12 protein-coding genes are annotated in these 17,156 nt (G+C 27.2%); 1 reads left to right on the top strand and 11 read right to left on the bottom strand.

All coding sequences use genetic code 11. The features are described 5' to 3' along the window. The 8 genes from Q1K13_RS11720 to Q1K13_RS11685 all read right to left on the bottom strand — a co-directional run bounded on the left by Q1K13_RS11720 (position 1) and on the right by Q1K13_RS11685 (position 9,649). On the bottom strand, positions 1–1,674 hold the full coding sequence (locus tag Q1K13_RS11720) for an ABC transporter ATP-binding protein (RefSeq protein ID WP_300351102.1): 1,674 nt from the start codon (positions 1,672–1,674) through the stop codon (positions 1–3). Then, positions 1,675–3,402 (bottom strand): ABC transporter ATP-binding protein/permease, encoded by a 1,728-nt coding sequence (locus Q1K13_RS11715; protein WP_300351183.1) that lies wholly within the window; start codon positions 3,400–3,402, stop codon positions 1,675–1,677. A gap of 29 nt (positions 3,403–3,431) precedes the next feature. Next, entirely contained in the window at positions 3,432–4,211 is a 780-nt protein-coding gene (locus Q1K13_RS11710; RefSeq protein WP_300351099.1) for an ABC transporter ATP-binding protein, read from the bottom strand. Beyond that, positions 4,212–5,198 (bottom strand): FecCD family ABC transporter permease, encoded by a 987-nt coding sequence (locus Q1K13_RS11705; RefSeq protein WP_300351096.1) that lies wholly within the window; start codon positions 5,196–5,198, stop codon positions 4,212–4,214. Next, positions 5,182–6,078: a heme ABC transporter substrate-binding protein IsdE gene (gene isdE / locus Q1K13_RS11700; protein WP_300351093.1), complete on the bottom strand. Its 897-nt coding sequence runs from the start codon at positions 6,076–6,078 to the stop codon at positions 5,182–5,184. The genes Q1K13_RS11705 and isdE overlap by 17 nt, the downstream gene beginning before the upstream one ends. 12 nt (positions 6,079–6,090) lie before the next feature. Next, complete coding sequence (locus Q1K13_RS11695) at positions 6,091–6,657, bottom strand: class D sortase (protein ID WP_300351091.1); 567 nt, start codon at positions 6,655–6,657, stop codon at positions 6,091–6,093. A gap of 1 nt (position 6,658) precedes the next feature. Next, positions 6,659–7,324 carry an NEAT domain-containing protein gene (locus Q1K13_RS11690; RefSeq protein ID WP_300351088.1) on the bottom strand — a complete coding sequence of 222 codons (666 nt, stop codon included), beginning with the start codon at positions 7,322–7,324 and terminating at the stop codon, positions 6,659–6,661. 66 nt (positions 7,325–7,390) lie between these two features. Continuing rightward, positions 7,391–9,649, bottom strand: a complete 2,259-nt coding sequence (locus Q1K13_RS11685; RefSeq protein ID WP_300351085.1) for an NEAT domain-containing protein — start codon at positions 9,647–9,649, stop codon at positions 7,391–7,393. 150 nt (positions 9,650–9,799) lie between these two features. Here Q1K13_RS11685 and Q1K13_RS11680 point away from each other — a divergent pair, with 150 nt between their 5' ends. Then, on the top strand, positions 9,800–10,552 hold the full coding sequence (locus Q1K13_RS11680; RefSeq protein ID WP_300351083.1) for a helix-turn-helix transcriptional regulator: 753 nt from the start codon (positions 9,800–9,802) through the stop codon (positions 10,550–10,552). A 59-nt stretch (positions 10,553–10,611) separates the two neighbouring features. On the opposite strand, the gene Q1K13_RS11675 is transcribed toward Q1K13_RS11680, so the two are convergent. The 3 genes from Q1K13_RS11675 to Q1K13_RS11665 all read right to left on the bottom strand — a co-directional run bounded on the left by Q1K13_RS11675 (position 10,612) and on the right by Q1K13_RS11665 (position 16,874). Further along, positions 10,612–11,805, bottom strand: coding sequence for an acetate kinase (locus Q1K13_RS11675; RefSeq protein WP_300351081.1), 1,194 nt, complete (start codon positions 11,803–11,805; stop codon positions 10,612–10,614). Between the two features lie 346 nt (positions 11,806–12,151). After that, a complete protein-coding gene (locus Q1K13_RS11670) occupies positions 12,152–15,664 on the bottom strand; it encodes an SbcC/MukB-like Walker B domain-containing protein (RefSeq protein ID WP_300351078.1) in 3,513 nt (1,170 codons plus the stop codon). Continuing rightward, positions 15,651–16,874, bottom strand: a complete 1,224-nt coding sequence (locus Q1K13_RS11665) for an exonuclease SbcCD subunit D (protein ID WP_300351075.1) — start codon at positions 16,872–16,874, stop codon at positions 15,651–15,653. Before Q1K13_RS11665 ends, Q1K13_RS11670 begins: the two co-directional genes overlap by 14 nt. Positions 16,875–17,156 lie beyond the last annotated feature (282 nt).

Here is a 17,156-nt window from a genome sequence, read left to right as displayed (position 1 = left end):
TTATACATCTCCAAACTCAATTAAATTACCTTTTTCAATTCTAAATATTTTTTCACATACTTTAGTTGTAGATTTTCTATGAGTTATTAATATTACAGTTTTGTTTTTCAAATATTTTCTTATAGATTTTAATATTATCCCTTCATTTAAAGTATCTAAATTACTTGTTGGTTCATCTAAAATTACAATATCACTTTCTCTTAAGAATACTCTAGCTAATCCAATTCTCTGTTTTTCACCTGATGAAAGATTTCCCCCAAGCTCTCCAACATTAGTTTTATATCCCTCATCTAGACTTTCTATAAACTCATGAATTCCTGCTTTTTGGGCAGCTTCCTTAACTTCCTCTGAAGTAGCATCTAGCTTTCCTATCTTAATGTTTTCTTCAATACTCATATTAAACAAACTTGTTTCTTGTCCCATAAGAGCCATCTTTTTTCTTAGTTCCTTAGTTTGAATATCTTTCAAATCATTTTTTCCTAAGTTAATTTCTCCATTTGTAACATCCCAGAATCTCATAAGAAGCTTAACAAAAGTACTTTTTCCAGTTCCACTTTCCCCTACAACAGCTATCTTATCTCCTTTGTTTATCTTTATATCTATATTCTCTAAAATATTTTCTCCATTTTTATATCCAAATGAAACTTTTTTATAGTCTATATCACTCTCAACCTTCATTCCTTCTCCTAACACTTCCTCTACACAAGGTTTCTCATCTAAAATATCAAATATCCTTTGAGCAGATGCAAAAGTTAATAAAAGATTGTTTGAAAGATTACTTAATGCTACCACTGGACCAAATGAAGATGAAACTAATGTAACAGCTATAACCAGTTGACCTATAGTCATATTACCATTTAAAACTTCTATGTATGATACATACAAAGCAACAAGGATAGTTAACATTATTATCAAATCTGCAAAAGCTCTTATAATTCCTTCATGAATTTTAATTCTTTTTTGCTTCTCATTTAAGTCTTCTGATAGATTCTTTATATTTTTACTTCTTTCTTCTCCATTGTTAAATATTAATACTTCTTTTATTCCTCTAAGAGAGTCCAATATATAAGAATTAGTTTTTCCAAAAGCAGCTCTATATTTAACACCAGCTTCTTTACCAAAGCTACTACTTATATAAGGTACTCCAAATCCAATAAGTAAGTATCCAACAATTCCAACTAATCCTACTTTAATATTTATACTCAATAATATTAAAGCCATTATTGTGTTGGTTATTATAGCTATACTTATAGGTGCTATAGTATGAGCATAAAACACTTCTAAAAGTTCAATATCTGAAGTTATCATGGATATTAAATTTCCTTTTTCCATACCTTCTAACTTTGCTGGTGCAAGCTTTCTAAGCACAGTAAATATTTTATCTCTAAGGATAACTAGTATTTTAAATGCTATATAATGTCCACTTAATTGTTCTCCATATCTTAAAGGTCCTCTTAATAATCCAAGTACAATCATTAAAATAAGAGCTAATTTAAATGAAAAATTTATACTATTGTCTATTAAAGTTGCTATAGCAACACTTCCAAAGAAAGTTATTCCTATAGCTGCTAAAAACCCTAAAACTCCCATAAACACAGTAATAAACATAACTGGAGCTAATGGTTTTAATTCTACTATTAGTCTTTTCATTATTGAAAGTCCTGACTTTCTCATTTAAATTACACCCCCTAATTCTAGTTCGTTCTGATAGTTAACCATATCGTAGTACTTATTCTTTTTACCCATAAGTTCTTCATGTGTGCCCTCTTCAACTAGCTTTCCTCTCTCAAGCAAATAAATTTTATCTGCATTTTTAACATTTGCTAATCTATGGGATATTACTATTACAGTTTTTTCCTTTGAAATTTCCTCTATTGATTTCCAAATCATATTTTCACTTTCAACATCTATATTAGAAGTAGCTTCATCAAAAATTATTACTTCTCTATTTCCTAATATAGTTCTTGCTAAAGCAAGTCTTTGTTTCTGTCCTCCTGAAAGCTTTGATCCACCTTCTCCAACTTCTAAATCTAATTTTTCTTTTTTAGAGTTTACAAACTCTAAAAGATTAGCTTTTTCTAATGCATAATTTATTTCATTTAACGTTGCATCTTTCTTAGCTATAAGCAAGTTATCTTTTATAGTTCCATTAAATATATAGCTATTTGTTGATATTATTGATATCTTATTATAAAAATCTTCAAATGGTACTGTGTTAACATCAATTCCACTTACCTTAACACACCCCTTTGATGCCCTATAGTTATTCAGTATCAATGAGGCTATAGTACTCTTTCCACTTCCACTTTCACCAACAATTGCTACATATTCTCCCTTATCTATACTTATTGAAATATCACTTAATACTTCTCTTTTTCCATCATATGAAAAACTCACATTTTCAAGAGATACTCCATTTACTTCTTTAATTTTATTTTGTGATAAACAATCTTCTTCTTTTGCTTCTAAAACATTAAATATTCTATCTGCAGCTGCCATTCCATTCATAGCTATATGGAAATATGAACCTAATAATCTAAGCGGAATAAAGAACTCTGCTGATATTAAAAGTATAACTATCATTCCTCCAAGAGAAACAGTTCCATCATTAAATTGAAGTAATGCTACAATACTACCAACTGCAGCCCCTCCAAAAGCGATTAAATCCATAATATTTATTGAATTCAACTGCATACTTAAAACCTTCATAGTTATTTTTCTAAATCCTTCAGCCTCTTCATTCATCATTTCATGTCTCTCTTTGTCAACATCAAATACTTTTAATGTAGTAAGACCTTGAAGATTTTCTAAAAATGTATTCCCAAGATTTGAATATTTTCCCCAATAGTCCTTTAAAATTTTCTTTGCTATTTTCATTATCAAAATTATTGATATTGGTATTAAAGGTAAGCATATAATAAAAATTAAAGCTGACTTTAAAGATATAAATGCTAATGCACAAAATAATGTTAATGGAGCTAAAATTGAATAAATAAGTTGTGGTAAATATTTACTAAAATAAATTTCTAAAGCCTCAACCCCTTCAACAGACATTTGCACTATAGAAGAAGTAGAATCAACTTCATCATATCTAAGTCCAAGTCTTAAAAGCTTCTTATATATCATATCTCTAAGTTTTATCTTTACTTCCTCAGAAGATTTATAAGAAAAATATCCCCCAAGTAAGTTAACTCCAAATCTTAATGCTAATAATAATCCAACTATTAATATCTTATTTCCTAAAGTTTGAATATTACCTTTAATAAATAATTCTTCAATACTGAATCCTACAATCACTATAGTAATCAAATTACATATTATAGAGATCCAATTCATAACTACTGTTAATCCTATATATTTTTTAGACTTTTTACATAAATTCAAAAGTCTTTTATCTATCATCATAATAAGTCACTCCTCTCTTATTCTAACTAACAAATAGTCTTTGGAATAAAATAAACCTCTCCAGTTTCCTCACATTTATTTATTATTCCATCAACTCTATAAACCTCTTTAAGTAAGTCCTTATCTATTATTAAGTCTGACTTACCTTCTCTAACTATTTTTCCACCCTTCATAACAACAATATTATGACTATATTTAATAGCTTGGTTTATATCATGTAAAACCATAACTACTGTTAATCCACTTTCCTTGTTTAATTTTTTTACAATCTCTAAAATTTCTATTTGATGAAATATATCTAAGTATGTAGTCGGCTCATCTAAAAACAATATTCTTGGTTTTTGAGCTAATGCCATTGATATAAATGCCCTTTGTCTTTCCCCCCCTGAAAGATTCATAACACTCTTATCTTTTAATTTAATAAGACCTGTAGAATTTAATGCCCATTCTACAATAGACTTATCCTCATTATCACTTCCCTTGAAATAACTTTTATGAGGATATCTACCGTAACTAACTAGCTCTTCAACCTTTATATCCTTAGGCACACTATTTTGTTGATGTACAGTTGCTAAAGTCTTAGCTATATCTTTATATTTAAGACTATTCATCTTTACATTTTCCAAATAAACTTGGCCACTTTTACATTTATTTAAGGCACATAAAAGGCTTAGTAATGTAGATTTTCCACATCCATTTGGTCCTATTATTGTTGTTATTTCTCCCTCTTTTATTTCTATATTTAAATCATTAATGATATTTTTTTCTCCACTATAATTGAATGACAGTTCTTTTCCTTTAATCATCTACATATCACTCCTTCTTAATAAGTATAAAAAGAATGGTGCTCCAATAACTGCCATAACTATACCTGCTGGTATTTCGTATGGTTTAACTAACATTCTTCCTAAAGTATCTGCAAGTAAAACTAAGGCTCCTCCAACAAATATTGAAAAAGGAATAAGATACTTATGATCTGAACCAATTAATATTCTACAAATATGAGGAACTACTAAACCAACAAAAGCTATTATTCCAACTATGGAAGTTGATACACTCCCTAAAAAAACAGCTACAATAGTAATTAAAATCATATATAAATCAGCATTAAATCCTAGACTTTTTGCATTTTTATTACCTAATACAATTACATTGCAAGCTTTAGCAAGTACTAATGCACTCCCTATTCCAACCAAAGAATATAAAGCTAATATTTTAACTTCCTCCCATGACGTTGCCGCTAAACTTCCACTTATCCAAGATTGTATATTTCCAGCACTTGGACCACTTCCAATTGTTAAAATTTGAGATATTCCTCCTAACAACGCATTTATTGCTGCACCTGATAATACAATTCTCATAGTATCTAATCCTTTTTTATAAGAAATTAAATAAACAGCAGCGCAAGATATAAGTCCTCCAACAAAACCTAATATTGGTCTCATTATTCCTGATGACGGTATAAAAATTATAAATATTAAAGATACTAAACAAGCTCCTGAAGATATACCAGTAACTTGAGGATCTGCCAGTGGATTTCTTATTACTGATTGAAGTAATACCCCTGCAAGAGCAAGGTTGCCTCCTACCAAGGCAGCAATAAGTACTCTAGGCATTCTTAAATCTTTTATTATTCCAATACTGCCTTTAGTTTCTCCACTAAACAATCCTAAAATTAAATCTTTAAATGTTATCTCTATACTTCCTAACTTTAAAGAAATTATCATTAAAGCTAAAACAACTATAATTGATATTCCTATATATACTTTTTTTAAACTATTGCTCTTGACCATATATTATTTCACCTAACTTATCTAAAGCCTCTATAACTTTTAAATTTGCACTCATTCCAAAATATCCATTTTCTAAATAATGTACATTTCCTTCTTTTATTGCAGAAATTCTGCTCCAAGCTGGATCTGATTTAAACTTTTCTTTAGCCATTTTTTTAGCTTCTTCTGGCATTCCATGAGTCATAACTAACACCATATCTGGATTTAATTTAACAATTTCCTCATTACTATAAGAAACAAAAGGTAATTTATCATCCTTAATAATGTTATTTCCACCAACTATCTCAACTAAATTCCCTATATATGATGAAGGTGTAGCAATCATCATACTACCTGGTGCTGCGAATATTACTAAAATATTCTTTGTTTCATTTTCTTTAGATAAATTTTTAAATTTTTCTTCTTTACTATTAAACTCATTTAGTATTTCATTAGCCTTTTCACTTTTATTGAATCTATCACCTAAATCTTTTACACTTGTTTTTAATCCTTCTACTGTAGTTAAATTAATAAATTCACTCGGTATATTATTATCTGTAAATAACTTTTTGAAATCTTCTCCTAAAGTATCAACAGACACGACAACATCTGGATTTAAAGATTTTATTATTTCTAAATCTGGATTCATTGGATTTCCAACCTTCACAGCTCCATTTGTACTTTCTGGCAGGTCATAAGAAGTTGTTGGTACTCCACTTATTTTTACCCCTAATTTATCTAGTATTTCTGTTACCGAAACTGATGTAGCAACAACTATTTCTTCTCCATTTGCTTTGCTATTACTAACTTCCTTTGACTCTATATTATTATTTGAACATCCAACTATGCCTAATCCAAATATACAAAGCAATCCAGTTATAATACCTTTTTTTAAAAACATTTTTTCCCTCCACTAACTTAGTAATTTAGCCCTAACTATATGTCTTTTTTTGCCTCTATTAGTACATGTAACTATAGTCATCTCTTTTTTTTCAATATTTTGAGATAAAACTTCAACCTCTTGTGGTGAAATTACTGAAATATTATTAACCTCATATTCAAACGAGTCTTTAATAGTAGTAATTTTGATTTTATCTCCAATTTCCAATTTATTTATATCTCTAAAAACTTCATTATTTATATTGTTTCTATGTCCTGCAATACCAAAATTACCTGATTCTCCTGGCATTGCAGTATTTTCAAAATGACCTATATTGTGTTCTAATACATCAAGGCTACTCCCCTCAAGAACAACGGAATGTATACCAATTTTATCTATATCAATTAACGCAATTTCATCTCCTACTTTAATACCTTCTTTTAAAAATAATTCTTTTTCTTTATCTGAAGAAGCTATTTTTTCCTTTAAAGAATTAATCGCTTTATTTTCAATACTATTTGTGTAAATCTTACTTATAAGAACTATAGAAACTAAACTTAATCCAATGAAGAAAACTAATTTAGATATCTTATTTCTCATATTATTTCTTCCTTTTAACTATTAATAACCAAGCTACTAAAGCAACTACTACAATTCCTCCACCAATATAGATTCCTATATTGCTTTTTTCTTTACTAGAGCTTGTTGAATTTTCCTCACTTACTTTATTAGTTGTATCCTCTTTTTCTACATCTACAACTTTATCATTTTCTTTTTTTTCCTCTTTTACTTCTTCCTTTTTGTCCTCTAATTTTTCAACAAGAGTTAATGTATCAAACTTTGGAATAACTTTAAATTGAACATCTCTTTCCATTGGTCCAACATAAATTTTTGCATCCATTTTAGAATCTTTATTTGGAACTTTAACTTTAAGTTTTATTGTTCCATTTTCCTTATTTTCTTCTATAACCTCTGCATTACTTTCTTCGCCATCTACTAATATTCTGTAATTACTCATGTATTCAGTCCCTGAAAATCCGATTAAATATTCATATTCATCTCCTAGTACTTTAAGCTGCATAGTTTTATCTAGATAACTTCTAGCCATAGACATACCTATTTCTGAATCATGATAAACGTCATTTTTTATTTCATATATTCCACTTTCTATTTTCTCACTTGCTAAAGCTTGTGTACTTCCAAAAATCCCTATAGTTGAAAGTATTACTCCTAAAAATACTATAAAAATAGATTTTAATTTTTTCATTTAATTTCCCTCCATTTACTTAAAAATAGTTTGAGAGGAAAAGTCCTCTCAAACTAAAATCCCTTATTAATCTTCTTTTTTTCTTATTACTGCAGATGCTCCAATAAGTGCCATACCAAGAAGTGCAACTGAATTACCACCTACTAATCCACCTGTTTGTGGTAAACTTGAAACTGTAAAATCCTTAACAAATTTCTTTGTATTTTTAAGAAGCTCTACGCCAAATTCAACATCTTTTCCCATAGGAACTACATGTAAACTTACTTTTATATCGGCATCTAAATTAGGTATTTCAAATCTTACTTTAATTGAATCTCCACTCTTAGAAACAACTCTATAATTAGCATTCTTTCCATTCACAGTTACTTTATGATTTTTCATAAATTTTTCTCCTGTAAATGTAAGTGTTAAATAATTCTTTCCATCAACAACTTCAAGGTCAGAAACTTTATTTAAATATTTTCTAGCCATGTCAGTTCCAGTTTTACTTTGATGCTTCACCTTATTTTCAATAGTATAAAGTTTTCCCTTTTTAACTTGTTCTTCTTTGTTTGTAGAACTTCCAACATTATTATTCTCAGAAGTTGATACTTCTTCCTTATTACCACTATTATTAATTGAAGTAACCGTGTCAATCTTATCTATATCTGATTTTGCACCCTCACTAACAAGCTCTAAAGTATCTTTTTTAAGCATAGTTTTAAAACTTACGTCTCTTCCCATAACAGTTACAAAAGAAGTAACTATTATTTCAGAATCTAAACTAGGTATTTCAAATGTCATTGTTCTCTTAGCTTCATTTGGTGTTACAACCGCATATTTTCCATTTACAGTTATTCTAAAATCTTTAAAGAAGTTAAATTGCTCCTCATTAAATTTCAATGTAACTATTTTCTTTCCACCTTTAACCTCGATTTTACTTTCTTTAGCTAAAGCTTTTCTTGCCATATCGTTTCCTATTTCTTGGTTACCACCACCAATATATAAAACATCATTTTCTATATTATAAATACCATTTTTTAAAGAATCTCCATTAACTATTACGCTATGATTTACGTTAGAACCTGAGTTTTTATCACTTTCACTATTTCCGTTTGTTTCATGATTTCCATCTGTTTCATTATTTGTACCAGAACCATTATTTCCATCTGTTACATTATTTCCATCAGATTTATTCTCTTCATTAGTTCCATCTGTATTATTATTTTCATTATTTTCTTTATCAATTAATTTAGCTGTATCATAATCTAAAATAGTATTAAAACTAACTACCTTACCCATCATACTAACTAACATAGATATATTAATATTTGAATTTAAATCAGGAATATCAAACTTTAATGTTCTATTTTTTTCGTTTAACTCAGAATTAATCTTTGAACCATCAACTTTAACTTCAAAATTTTTTAAAAATTTATACATTTCTTTATTGAATGTTAATGTAACTGTGTTCTTACCATTATTTATATCTATTCTTGAGTTTTCAGCTAAAACTCTTCTAGCCATTGAATTTCCTGTGTCAGCATTACCTTCTCCAACATATTTAACTGAGTTTTTCAAATCATAGCTTCCATTAGCTAAAGTTACTTTCTTCTTCACTGTAACTGTTGCTGTTTTTTCATCAAACTGTCCCATTGAGTCTTTAACTCTATATTTTATTTGATAAACCCCAGTTTTAACAACTTTACCATTTTTAATAAATGAAGTATCTCCTATAACTTCTACATTTAAATTGGAGTCTTCTTTATCAGTTCCAGTAATACCAGATAATAAATTTATATTTTCTCCTTCTGTAATAACAATATCCTTTGCATTATTAATAACAGGTGCCTCATCTATTAATTTCAATGTATTCATGTTATTAACTAAGAAAAGTTCTACTTTTCTACCCATTACAGTTATAAATAGTCCAACCTTGACCTTAGTATCAGGTGATGGAACTTCAAAAGTAATTGACTTATCATTCTTATTTTCTGTTATTTTTAAAGGCTTATCTCCTATACTAACTTCGAAATCCTTCATGAATCCATAAAGATTATCACTAAGATAAATAGTCATAGTTGTTTTTCCATTTTCAACTTTAAGTCTTGTTTTTTCTTTTATAGCATTTCTAGCCATATTTTCCCCAATTTTATTACCTGGTTCTGCATATGATGTTATATTATTAACCTCATATATTCCCTCCCTTAAACCTTCATTTTTAACAATAGCATTATTCACATCATTTATATTACTTGCAGCATATACTGTATCTGTTCCAACACCTAACAACATAGATGTAACAAGTGCATATCCTAAAATCTTATTAATTTTCTTTCTAGCCAAAGCTACTCCCCCCTATTTACGATTTTCATTTTCTATTGAAAACAATTATCATCAATGTTAATATAGTTATATTATCATATATTTTTTAAAATGTTTTTCTATATATTCTGATTTTTTTTAATATATTAGTTTTATAAAGGAGGATTTTTTGTGATATTTTTAAAATCAGCACTTATAGATTTTTATAATTGTTTTGAAATTCCTATAAGAGTAGTTGATAATAATTTGAATATTTTATGTGAAGTTGGTTATTCTTCATTTTACGACTACATATTTAATGAACTTAATCTAAATAGTAAATTTATTCGTTCTTATAAAAAACATGAAGAAAATGACAGCTTATTAATTACCTTTGAAAATAATATTTCTTTTTACTCATTACTAAACTATAATTCACTTGATAAAAATCTAATATTTATAATAGGGCCTTTATACCTTAAAGAGAATTTAAATACTTCAAATAATTCAGAGTTATACCCTAATATAGCTTTAAAGAATAAACCTTCTTTAAAATACTACAATAAACTTTTAAATATTATCATAGATGATAAACTTAAGGATTACTCTAATGCTTCATATTCTCCTTATGTAGCTCGTGCTATAGAATATATAGAAAAAAATTACTATAAAGATATATCTATAAGTTCTTTATGCTTAGAGTTTAAAATTAATAAAACTTACTTTTGTAATATTTTCAAAAATGAAACTGGACAAACATTTATTAATTTTTTAAATAACTATAAAATCGAAAAAAGTAAAGAATTATTAAAAGATTTAGATTTGTCACTATTAGATATAGCTCACCAAGTTGGTTTTGCAAATCAAAGTTATTATTGTACTGTATTCAAAAAAATTACTAATCAAACTCCTTTGAAATATAGAGAATCTTTGTTTAAAAATTAATATACAAAAGAAAAAGGGCATGTATCATTTTTATACATACCCTTTTTATATAAACTTATTTATTTTGTTAACTCTAAAGTTTCTTTAGCAATCATAAGTTCTTCATTTGTTGGTACAACATATGCTTTAATTTTTGAATCACTTGTTGATATTTCTGCAAGTTTTCCTCTTACTTTATTTTTCTCTTTATCTAAAGTTAAGCCTAAAAACTCTAAATCTTTTAAGCATTCCTCTCTAGTTTCTGGAGAATTTTCTCCTACACCAGCGGTAAATACTATTGCATCTACTCCTCCCATATTAATTATGAATGATCCTATTTCTGCTCTTATTCTATAATGGAATATATCTAAAGCTAATTGTGCTCTCTTATTTCCCTCTAAAGCTGCACATTCTATATCTCTAAAATCAGAACTAACTCCTGAAATTCCTAAAACTCCTGATTTTTTATTTAAATTTTCTGAAACTTCATCTATTGTATAGCCACATTCTTTAACTAAAAATGGTATTATAGAAGGATCTATATTTCCTGACCTAGTTCCCATTGGCACACCTGCTAAAGGAGTAAATCCCATAGTTGTGTCTATACACTCTCCCCCTTTAATGGCAGATATACTAGCTCCATTACCTAAATGGCATGTTATTATTTTTAAATCTTTTATATCTTGTCCCATTTCTTCTGAAACTTTTTGTGATACATATTTATGTGAAGTTCCATGGAAACCATATTTTCTAATTTTATGATCTTTATATAGATTATAATCTATAGCATATATGTAAGCTTTTTCTGGTAATGTTCCATGAAAGGCTGTATCAAATACTGCTACCATTTTCTTATTTGGCATAATACTCTCACACGCCTTTATTCCAATTATATTAGCTGGATTATGTAATGGTGCTAATTTACTACATTCATTTAAATAATTCAAAACCTCTTCATTTATTACTACTGATGAAGAATATTTTTCTCCTCCATGAACTACTCTATGTCCCACTGCCATTATTTCATCAGTTGATTCAATAACTCCAACCTTTGAGTCTGTTAGTGTATTTAATACTAAATCTATAGCCTCTTTATGATTATTTATTCTTTTTTCAGTTATATATTTTTCTCCCATATGATTTTTTTGAACTAATCTAGATTCATCAAGACCAATTCTCTCAACTAAACCACTTATGATATCCTTTTCATCAACCATATTAATTAATTTATATTTTAGTGATGAACTACCACAATTTATTACAAGTATATTCATTTTAACCTTCTCCTAAATCTAATAAATTAATTTAAACGTTTAAATTATACAAATCTTATTTTTCATTTTATATGTAAAATTAGTTATTTTCAACAAAAAATCTTTTTATTTTTTGTAAACTTTTATATATTTTTGTTGGAAACATTATTTTTTATTTTTTTAACTAATAAATTTAATTAACTTAAAATAAATCATAATACTAATAAAATAAATCATAATACTAAAATGTATCATCAACAAATAAAAGCTATATAACCTTAAAATAAATAATATATATTTTATAAAAAAATATTGTTGGAAACCATAATTCCCAACAATACTAAATATCATCACCAAAAATATATTTTTAACTTCTTTCAATCTTAACTTTACTTCCACCTTTTCCTGATTCTGCTGGTGTTAAAACAAGTTTTAATGGAACTCTATTTTTTATAGATTCAACATGGCTTATTATACCTACTGATAATCTATCATGATGCAATCTTTCTAATGAACCCATAACAACATCTAAAAGATTATCATCTAAAGTTCCAAATCCCTCATCTAAGAAAAATAATTCAAGTGGGGCACTTCCTTTAAGCTGTATTTGAGATGAAAGGGCTAAGGCTAATGCTAATGATGCTAAAAATGTTTCTCCACCTGAAAGTGTGGATGCATCTCTAGAAGCCCCTCCATTTTTATAATCTCTTATAAAAAACTTGCCATTTTCATCAACTTCTAATCCATATACTCCATTAGTTATATCTTTAAGCTTCTTAGAAGCTTCAATAGAAATATATTTTAATTGATTAGCTGCTATGAATTCCACAAATCTCTTGCCCTTAAATAATTTGTCTAAATCACTTAAAAGTGCTAATTTGTGTTCTTGTTTAGCTTTTATATAAAGAACCTCTCTTTGTTCCTCAAGCTTCTTCTTTATATTTTCTAATTCAGTAGAAAATTTTATTTTTTCCTCTTGAATTTCTTTTAATAAAGACTCTTTATTTTCTTTTTTTACTTTAATATCATTCCACTCTTCTTCACTTAAACTATTTCCATCTAATTTATTAATTAAAAGTTCTAAATTTCCTCTTACCTTTATTAAACTATTGTTATACTCATCAACCAATACTTTTATCTCATCTATTTCCTCTTTAGATAAAAGACTATTTTTAGCCTCTTCTACAGAATTAAACTTCTCATTTTCTAAAGAAGTGTTTAAATTATTTGTAGCCTTAACTTTTCTCTCTTCTAATCCTTTAATCTTTTCAGAACTAACTCTTACTTGTTGTTCAACTTCTAAATAGGCTTTTTCTATATCCTCTTTATTTATTTCACACTCTTTATAAACTCTTTCTATTTCAGAAATATTTTTTAAAGTTTCATCTAATAGTTCTTTAAAGTTTAAATTTTCAATATGCTCATAATCTACTATACCCTTTAAGTAATCCCTAATCATTCTAGATTTTTCCTTATAAACTTCTCTCTTAGTCTCTAAAGCTGTTTGTTCTTTTCTATAATCATCATTTAACTTGTCTATTTCTTTTCTTAAAGCCTCTTTTATTGATGATATTTTATCTAATTCACTTCTAGATTTATCAATGGATTTCCTTAAAATTTCTCTTTCTTTTTCTTTTTTAGTAATTTTTTCACTTTCAACTTTTATATCTGAAATGTTAAGTTCTCTTTTTATTTTATCTAAAGAATTTTTATTGTTATCTAACTCTTCATTTAATTCTTCTAATTTCTTTTCAAGTTCAGCCTTTCTAACTATTTTCTGGCCTAAAACAACTTCACACCCATTTAATTCTTGTTCTAATTTATGTTTAGCTTCCTTTAACTCTTCTATTTCTTTCTCTAAATCTATTTTATTTTCCTCATAGTTTTTAAGATTCTCTTTTAATTTATTAAAATTCTCTTTTAAAAAACTTAAATTTTCTTCACTAAACTCACCTAATTTTTCAAGTTCAAAATTAAAGGTTTCAATATTTTTATTTTCATTCTCCAATGAATTTTCCACCTTAGAAAATTCAATTGTAAGATTCCTTAAATTCTTCTCTTTACTTTCTAATAAATCTCTTTTCTCCTTTGAAAGCTCTAAGTTTACCTTTTCAACATTTTCTAACTGATGATGAGTTCCTCCACAAACAGGACAAGGTTCTCCTTGAATTAAATCTTCTCTTAATCTATAAGCTAACTCTTCAACTTCTACTTTCTTAACATAATCTTTAAGCTCATTAAAATCATTTTCTAAAGAAAGCTTTTCACTAGAAAATACTTTTAATTTCTCTGCAAAATCATTCTTTTTATCAATTGAATTTTTAAGATTATTTTTAAATTCTTTATATTTATTTAGTCTCTCTTCATATTTAGAAACTTCAATTTGCATTTCTAAAATTTTATTTCTATCTCCAGGACACTCCTCAACTAATTTTTCTAAGGCTTCTATTTTTTCTTTTAATTTCTTATTATTAGAATCTAAATTACTTTTTAACTTTTCTTTTGTAATTGTATTTTCTTCTATTTCTGAAACTAAAATTTTCTGTTCCTCTACTAATTTATTTTTTTGATTTTCAAAACCTTCAAAATCTCTTAGTAGAAACACCGCATCATTTACCTTCTCTTTAAATATTTCTTCAACAAAAAATTCTTCAATCCTACCTTCTTCTTTTTGTAAATCTGATTTTAACCCCCTCTCTTTACTCTCATATTCCTTTAGAGTTTCACTTTTAAGGATTATTTCTTTTTCCATTGTAAGGCATTTTCTTTTTAAAACTTTCCCCTCATCTAATATATCTTTCAAAAGATTTTTCTCTTTGTTAGCTTCACTAAGTTTTTCTTTATTTATATTTAAAGTTGGCAAAACTTCTTCTTTTTTATTTTTAATGTCTTCAAATTTTTTATTATATTCCTTTTTAGAAATTTCTAACTCAGCTAATTTATTTTTAAGCTCAAGTAATATCTTCTCTTCAATTTCTAAATCCTTTAGAATTTCTTCAAAATTATCTATAAATAAAGCTACTCTAAAAGCCCTTTCTCCAGCTTCTCTTATAGCATCTTTATTTTTTATTTCCTCAGCCTTTTCTAATAAAATTTCTTCTGATTTTTTTTCTTTATTAAGTTCTAACTGAGTATTCCAAATATTTTTAGCTTCTTCAAAGTCTTTTTTAATTTTATCTAAGGATTCTTCTTCCTCTTTTATCTTTAAATTTAACTCCTCTATTTTATCCCACTTATCTTTTAAGGCTTCTTCACTAATTCCTTCATAGCCTTTTAACTGTCCTTCCAAAACATTCATCTTATCTTTTTCTTTTCTTATTTCAGAATTTAACTTTGAAGAAAGATCATCCCCATACTTTCTAAGATTGAATAGTCTTTCAAGCATATTTCTTCTTTCTTTACCTTCTAACTTAAGAAATTCACTAAATTTTCCTTGTGGAAGTACCACAGTTCTCATAAAATCATCTAATTTTAGTCCTATAATTTCTTCACACTTAGACTTAACCTTTGTAGCCTTATCTTCTAAAACAACCTCATCCGCCTCTTTAATTTCTAATATTCTTGCTAACTTAGTTGTTGTTCCTCCATCTTTTTTTCTTCTAATTTCTCTCTCAACCTTATATTTTTTAGGAGTTTTTTCTGTAATTTGAAATTCAAAACTTACATAAACACTATTACAATTTGTATTAATAAAATTTGAACTATCCCTAGCTACTCCTCCGTACAAAGCTAGTGTTATTCCATCTAAAACTGTAGATTTACCACTTCCAGTAGGTCCAAAAATACCAAACAATCCACATTCAGTAAGTTTTTCAAAATCAACAACCTGTTTATCTATAAAACTATTTAACCCCTTAACCTCAAGTCTAATTGGCTTCATCACAATCCCCCTCTTCCTTAACAATATTAAGCAATAAATCTAATAAATCAGATTCTGGTTTAACCCCTCTTTCCTTTTCATAAAAATCAACAAATAATTCTTGAAAAGATTTTTCTGATAAATTATTTTCCACATAAATTTCTTCTTCTAAGGTTATTTTAGGGATAATTTCTATGATATCATCCTTAAATTTTTTCATAGTTTTTATTTCATCTTCTCTAATATATCTATCTGTTTTTACCTCTAAATAAACCCAGCATTCTTTCTCCTTATTCTCTTCACACATTGTAATAGCCTCTTCTATACTATTACACTTCCAAATTTCTATAGGCTTATAAATTTTAAATTCAACTTCTTCTATATTAGCCTCTTCCCCTGCTTTTGCATCTATAATAAAACATTTCTTCTTAAAGCTAATTTCCTTTTTATTGTATTGAAGTGGAGAACCTGCATACCTTACCTTTTTATTAGTTCCTGGTAAAATCATAGGTTTATGAATATGTCCCAAAGCTATATACTGAGCTTCTTCTAATGGGAAACATTCTTTATCAACTATAAAACTTCCTCCAAGTTCAATATTTCTTTCTGAGCCAGCGTTTTCAGCCCCTGTAGCAAAAATATGTGCTACAGCTAAATTTATTGTATCTTCTCTATAATTTTCTTTTAAAGAATCAAATAAAGATTTTATTCTATCCCCATAACTTTTTAACTTTTCACAAGTTTCATCCATAACTCCATATAAAACTTCATTTAATCTCTTTTCACTTGGATAAGGAACTGTTAAAATTACAGCTTTTTCATTATTTATTTCAATCTCAACAAATCCTTCTCCAGAATTTAAAACCTTATTATATCCATATTCCCCAATCTCAATTATACTTTTAGGAGTTCCAACCATCATTATTCCATGAGACTTTGCTAAAGGTCCTGCTGCAACTAATCTATCTGGATTATCATGGTTACCTGATATAACTAAAATCATTCTTTCTCCATTAGCTGATAATTTTTTTAATGTATCATAAAACATTTTTTCAGCTTTTGCTGGTGGATTACTAGAATCATAAATATCACCAGCAATAATAACTAAATCAATATTATTTTTTCTAACTATTTCAACAAAGTCATCTAAAAACTTTTCCTGTTCATCCATACGGCTTAATCCTTCTAGATTTTTACCTAAGTGCCAATCAGCTGTGTGAAGTATTCTCAATATACTCATCTCCTTAATTTACGATTCTATAAAATCTATTGTAAAGCTTAACTTTTTATTTGTCATACTAATTTTATATATTAGTTTTTTTAATTTAAAATCCTTTATAATAATTATTGATTAAAACGACTTTTTTAATTAATAATTATTATTTTTAAATAATTGTTGATTATTTATTTAGTTTCAAGTATACTTTTTACTAAATTAAATATTTTAACGTTTTACTTAAATTAATTTATCAAATCTTTGATTTGATACTATTTAATTTTAATAGTATGCTAA

It is taken from the genome of Clostridium sp. (assembly GCF_029267215.1).
Classification (GTDB): Bacteria; Bacillota; Clostridia; order Clostridiales; family Clostridiaceae; genus Sarcina.
Note: the sequence above shows the minus strand (reverse complement) of the source record. Positions and strands in the feature narration are given on the sequence as shown.

Excerpts from the sequence above, each read along its gene's own strand:
- Q1K13_RS11720 (WP_300351102.1), bottom strand. The coding sequence starts at position 1,674 with ATGAGAAAGTCAGGACTTTCAATAATGAAAAGACTAATAGTAGAATTA.
- Q1K13_RS11715 (WP_300351183.1), bottom strand. The coding sequence starts at position 3,402 with ATGATAGATAAAAGACTTTTGAATTTATGTAAAAAGTCTAAAAAATAT.
- Q1K13_RS11710 (WP_300351099.1), bottom strand. The coding sequence starts at position 4,211 with ATGATTAAAGGAAAAGAACTGTCATTCAATTATAGTGGAGAAAAAAAT.
- Q1K13_RS11705 (WP_300351096.1), bottom strand. The coding sequence starts at position 5,198 with ATGGTCAAGAGCAATAGTTTAAAAAAAGTATATATAGGAATATCAATT.
- isdE (WP_300351093.1), bottom strand. The coding sequence starts at position 6,078 with ATGTTTTTAAAAAAAGGTATTATAACTGGATTGCTTTGTATATTTGGA.
- Q1K13_RS11695 (WP_300351091.1), bottom strand. The coding sequence starts at position 6,657 with ATGAGAAATAAGATATCTAAATTAGTTTTCTTCATTGGATTAAGTTTA.
- Q1K13_RS11690 (WP_300351088.1), bottom strand. The coding sequence starts at position 7,324 with ATGAAAAAATTAAAATCTATTTTTATAGTATTTTTAGGAGTAATACTT.
- Q1K13_RS11675 (WP_300351081.1), bottom strand. The coding sequence starts at position 11,805 with ATGAATATACTTGTAATAAATTGTGGTAGTTCATCACTAAAATATAAA.
- Q1K13_RS11670 (WP_300351078.1), bottom strand. The coding sequence starts at position 15,664 with ATGAAGCCAATTAGACTTGAGGTTAAGGGGTTAAATAGTTTTATAGAT.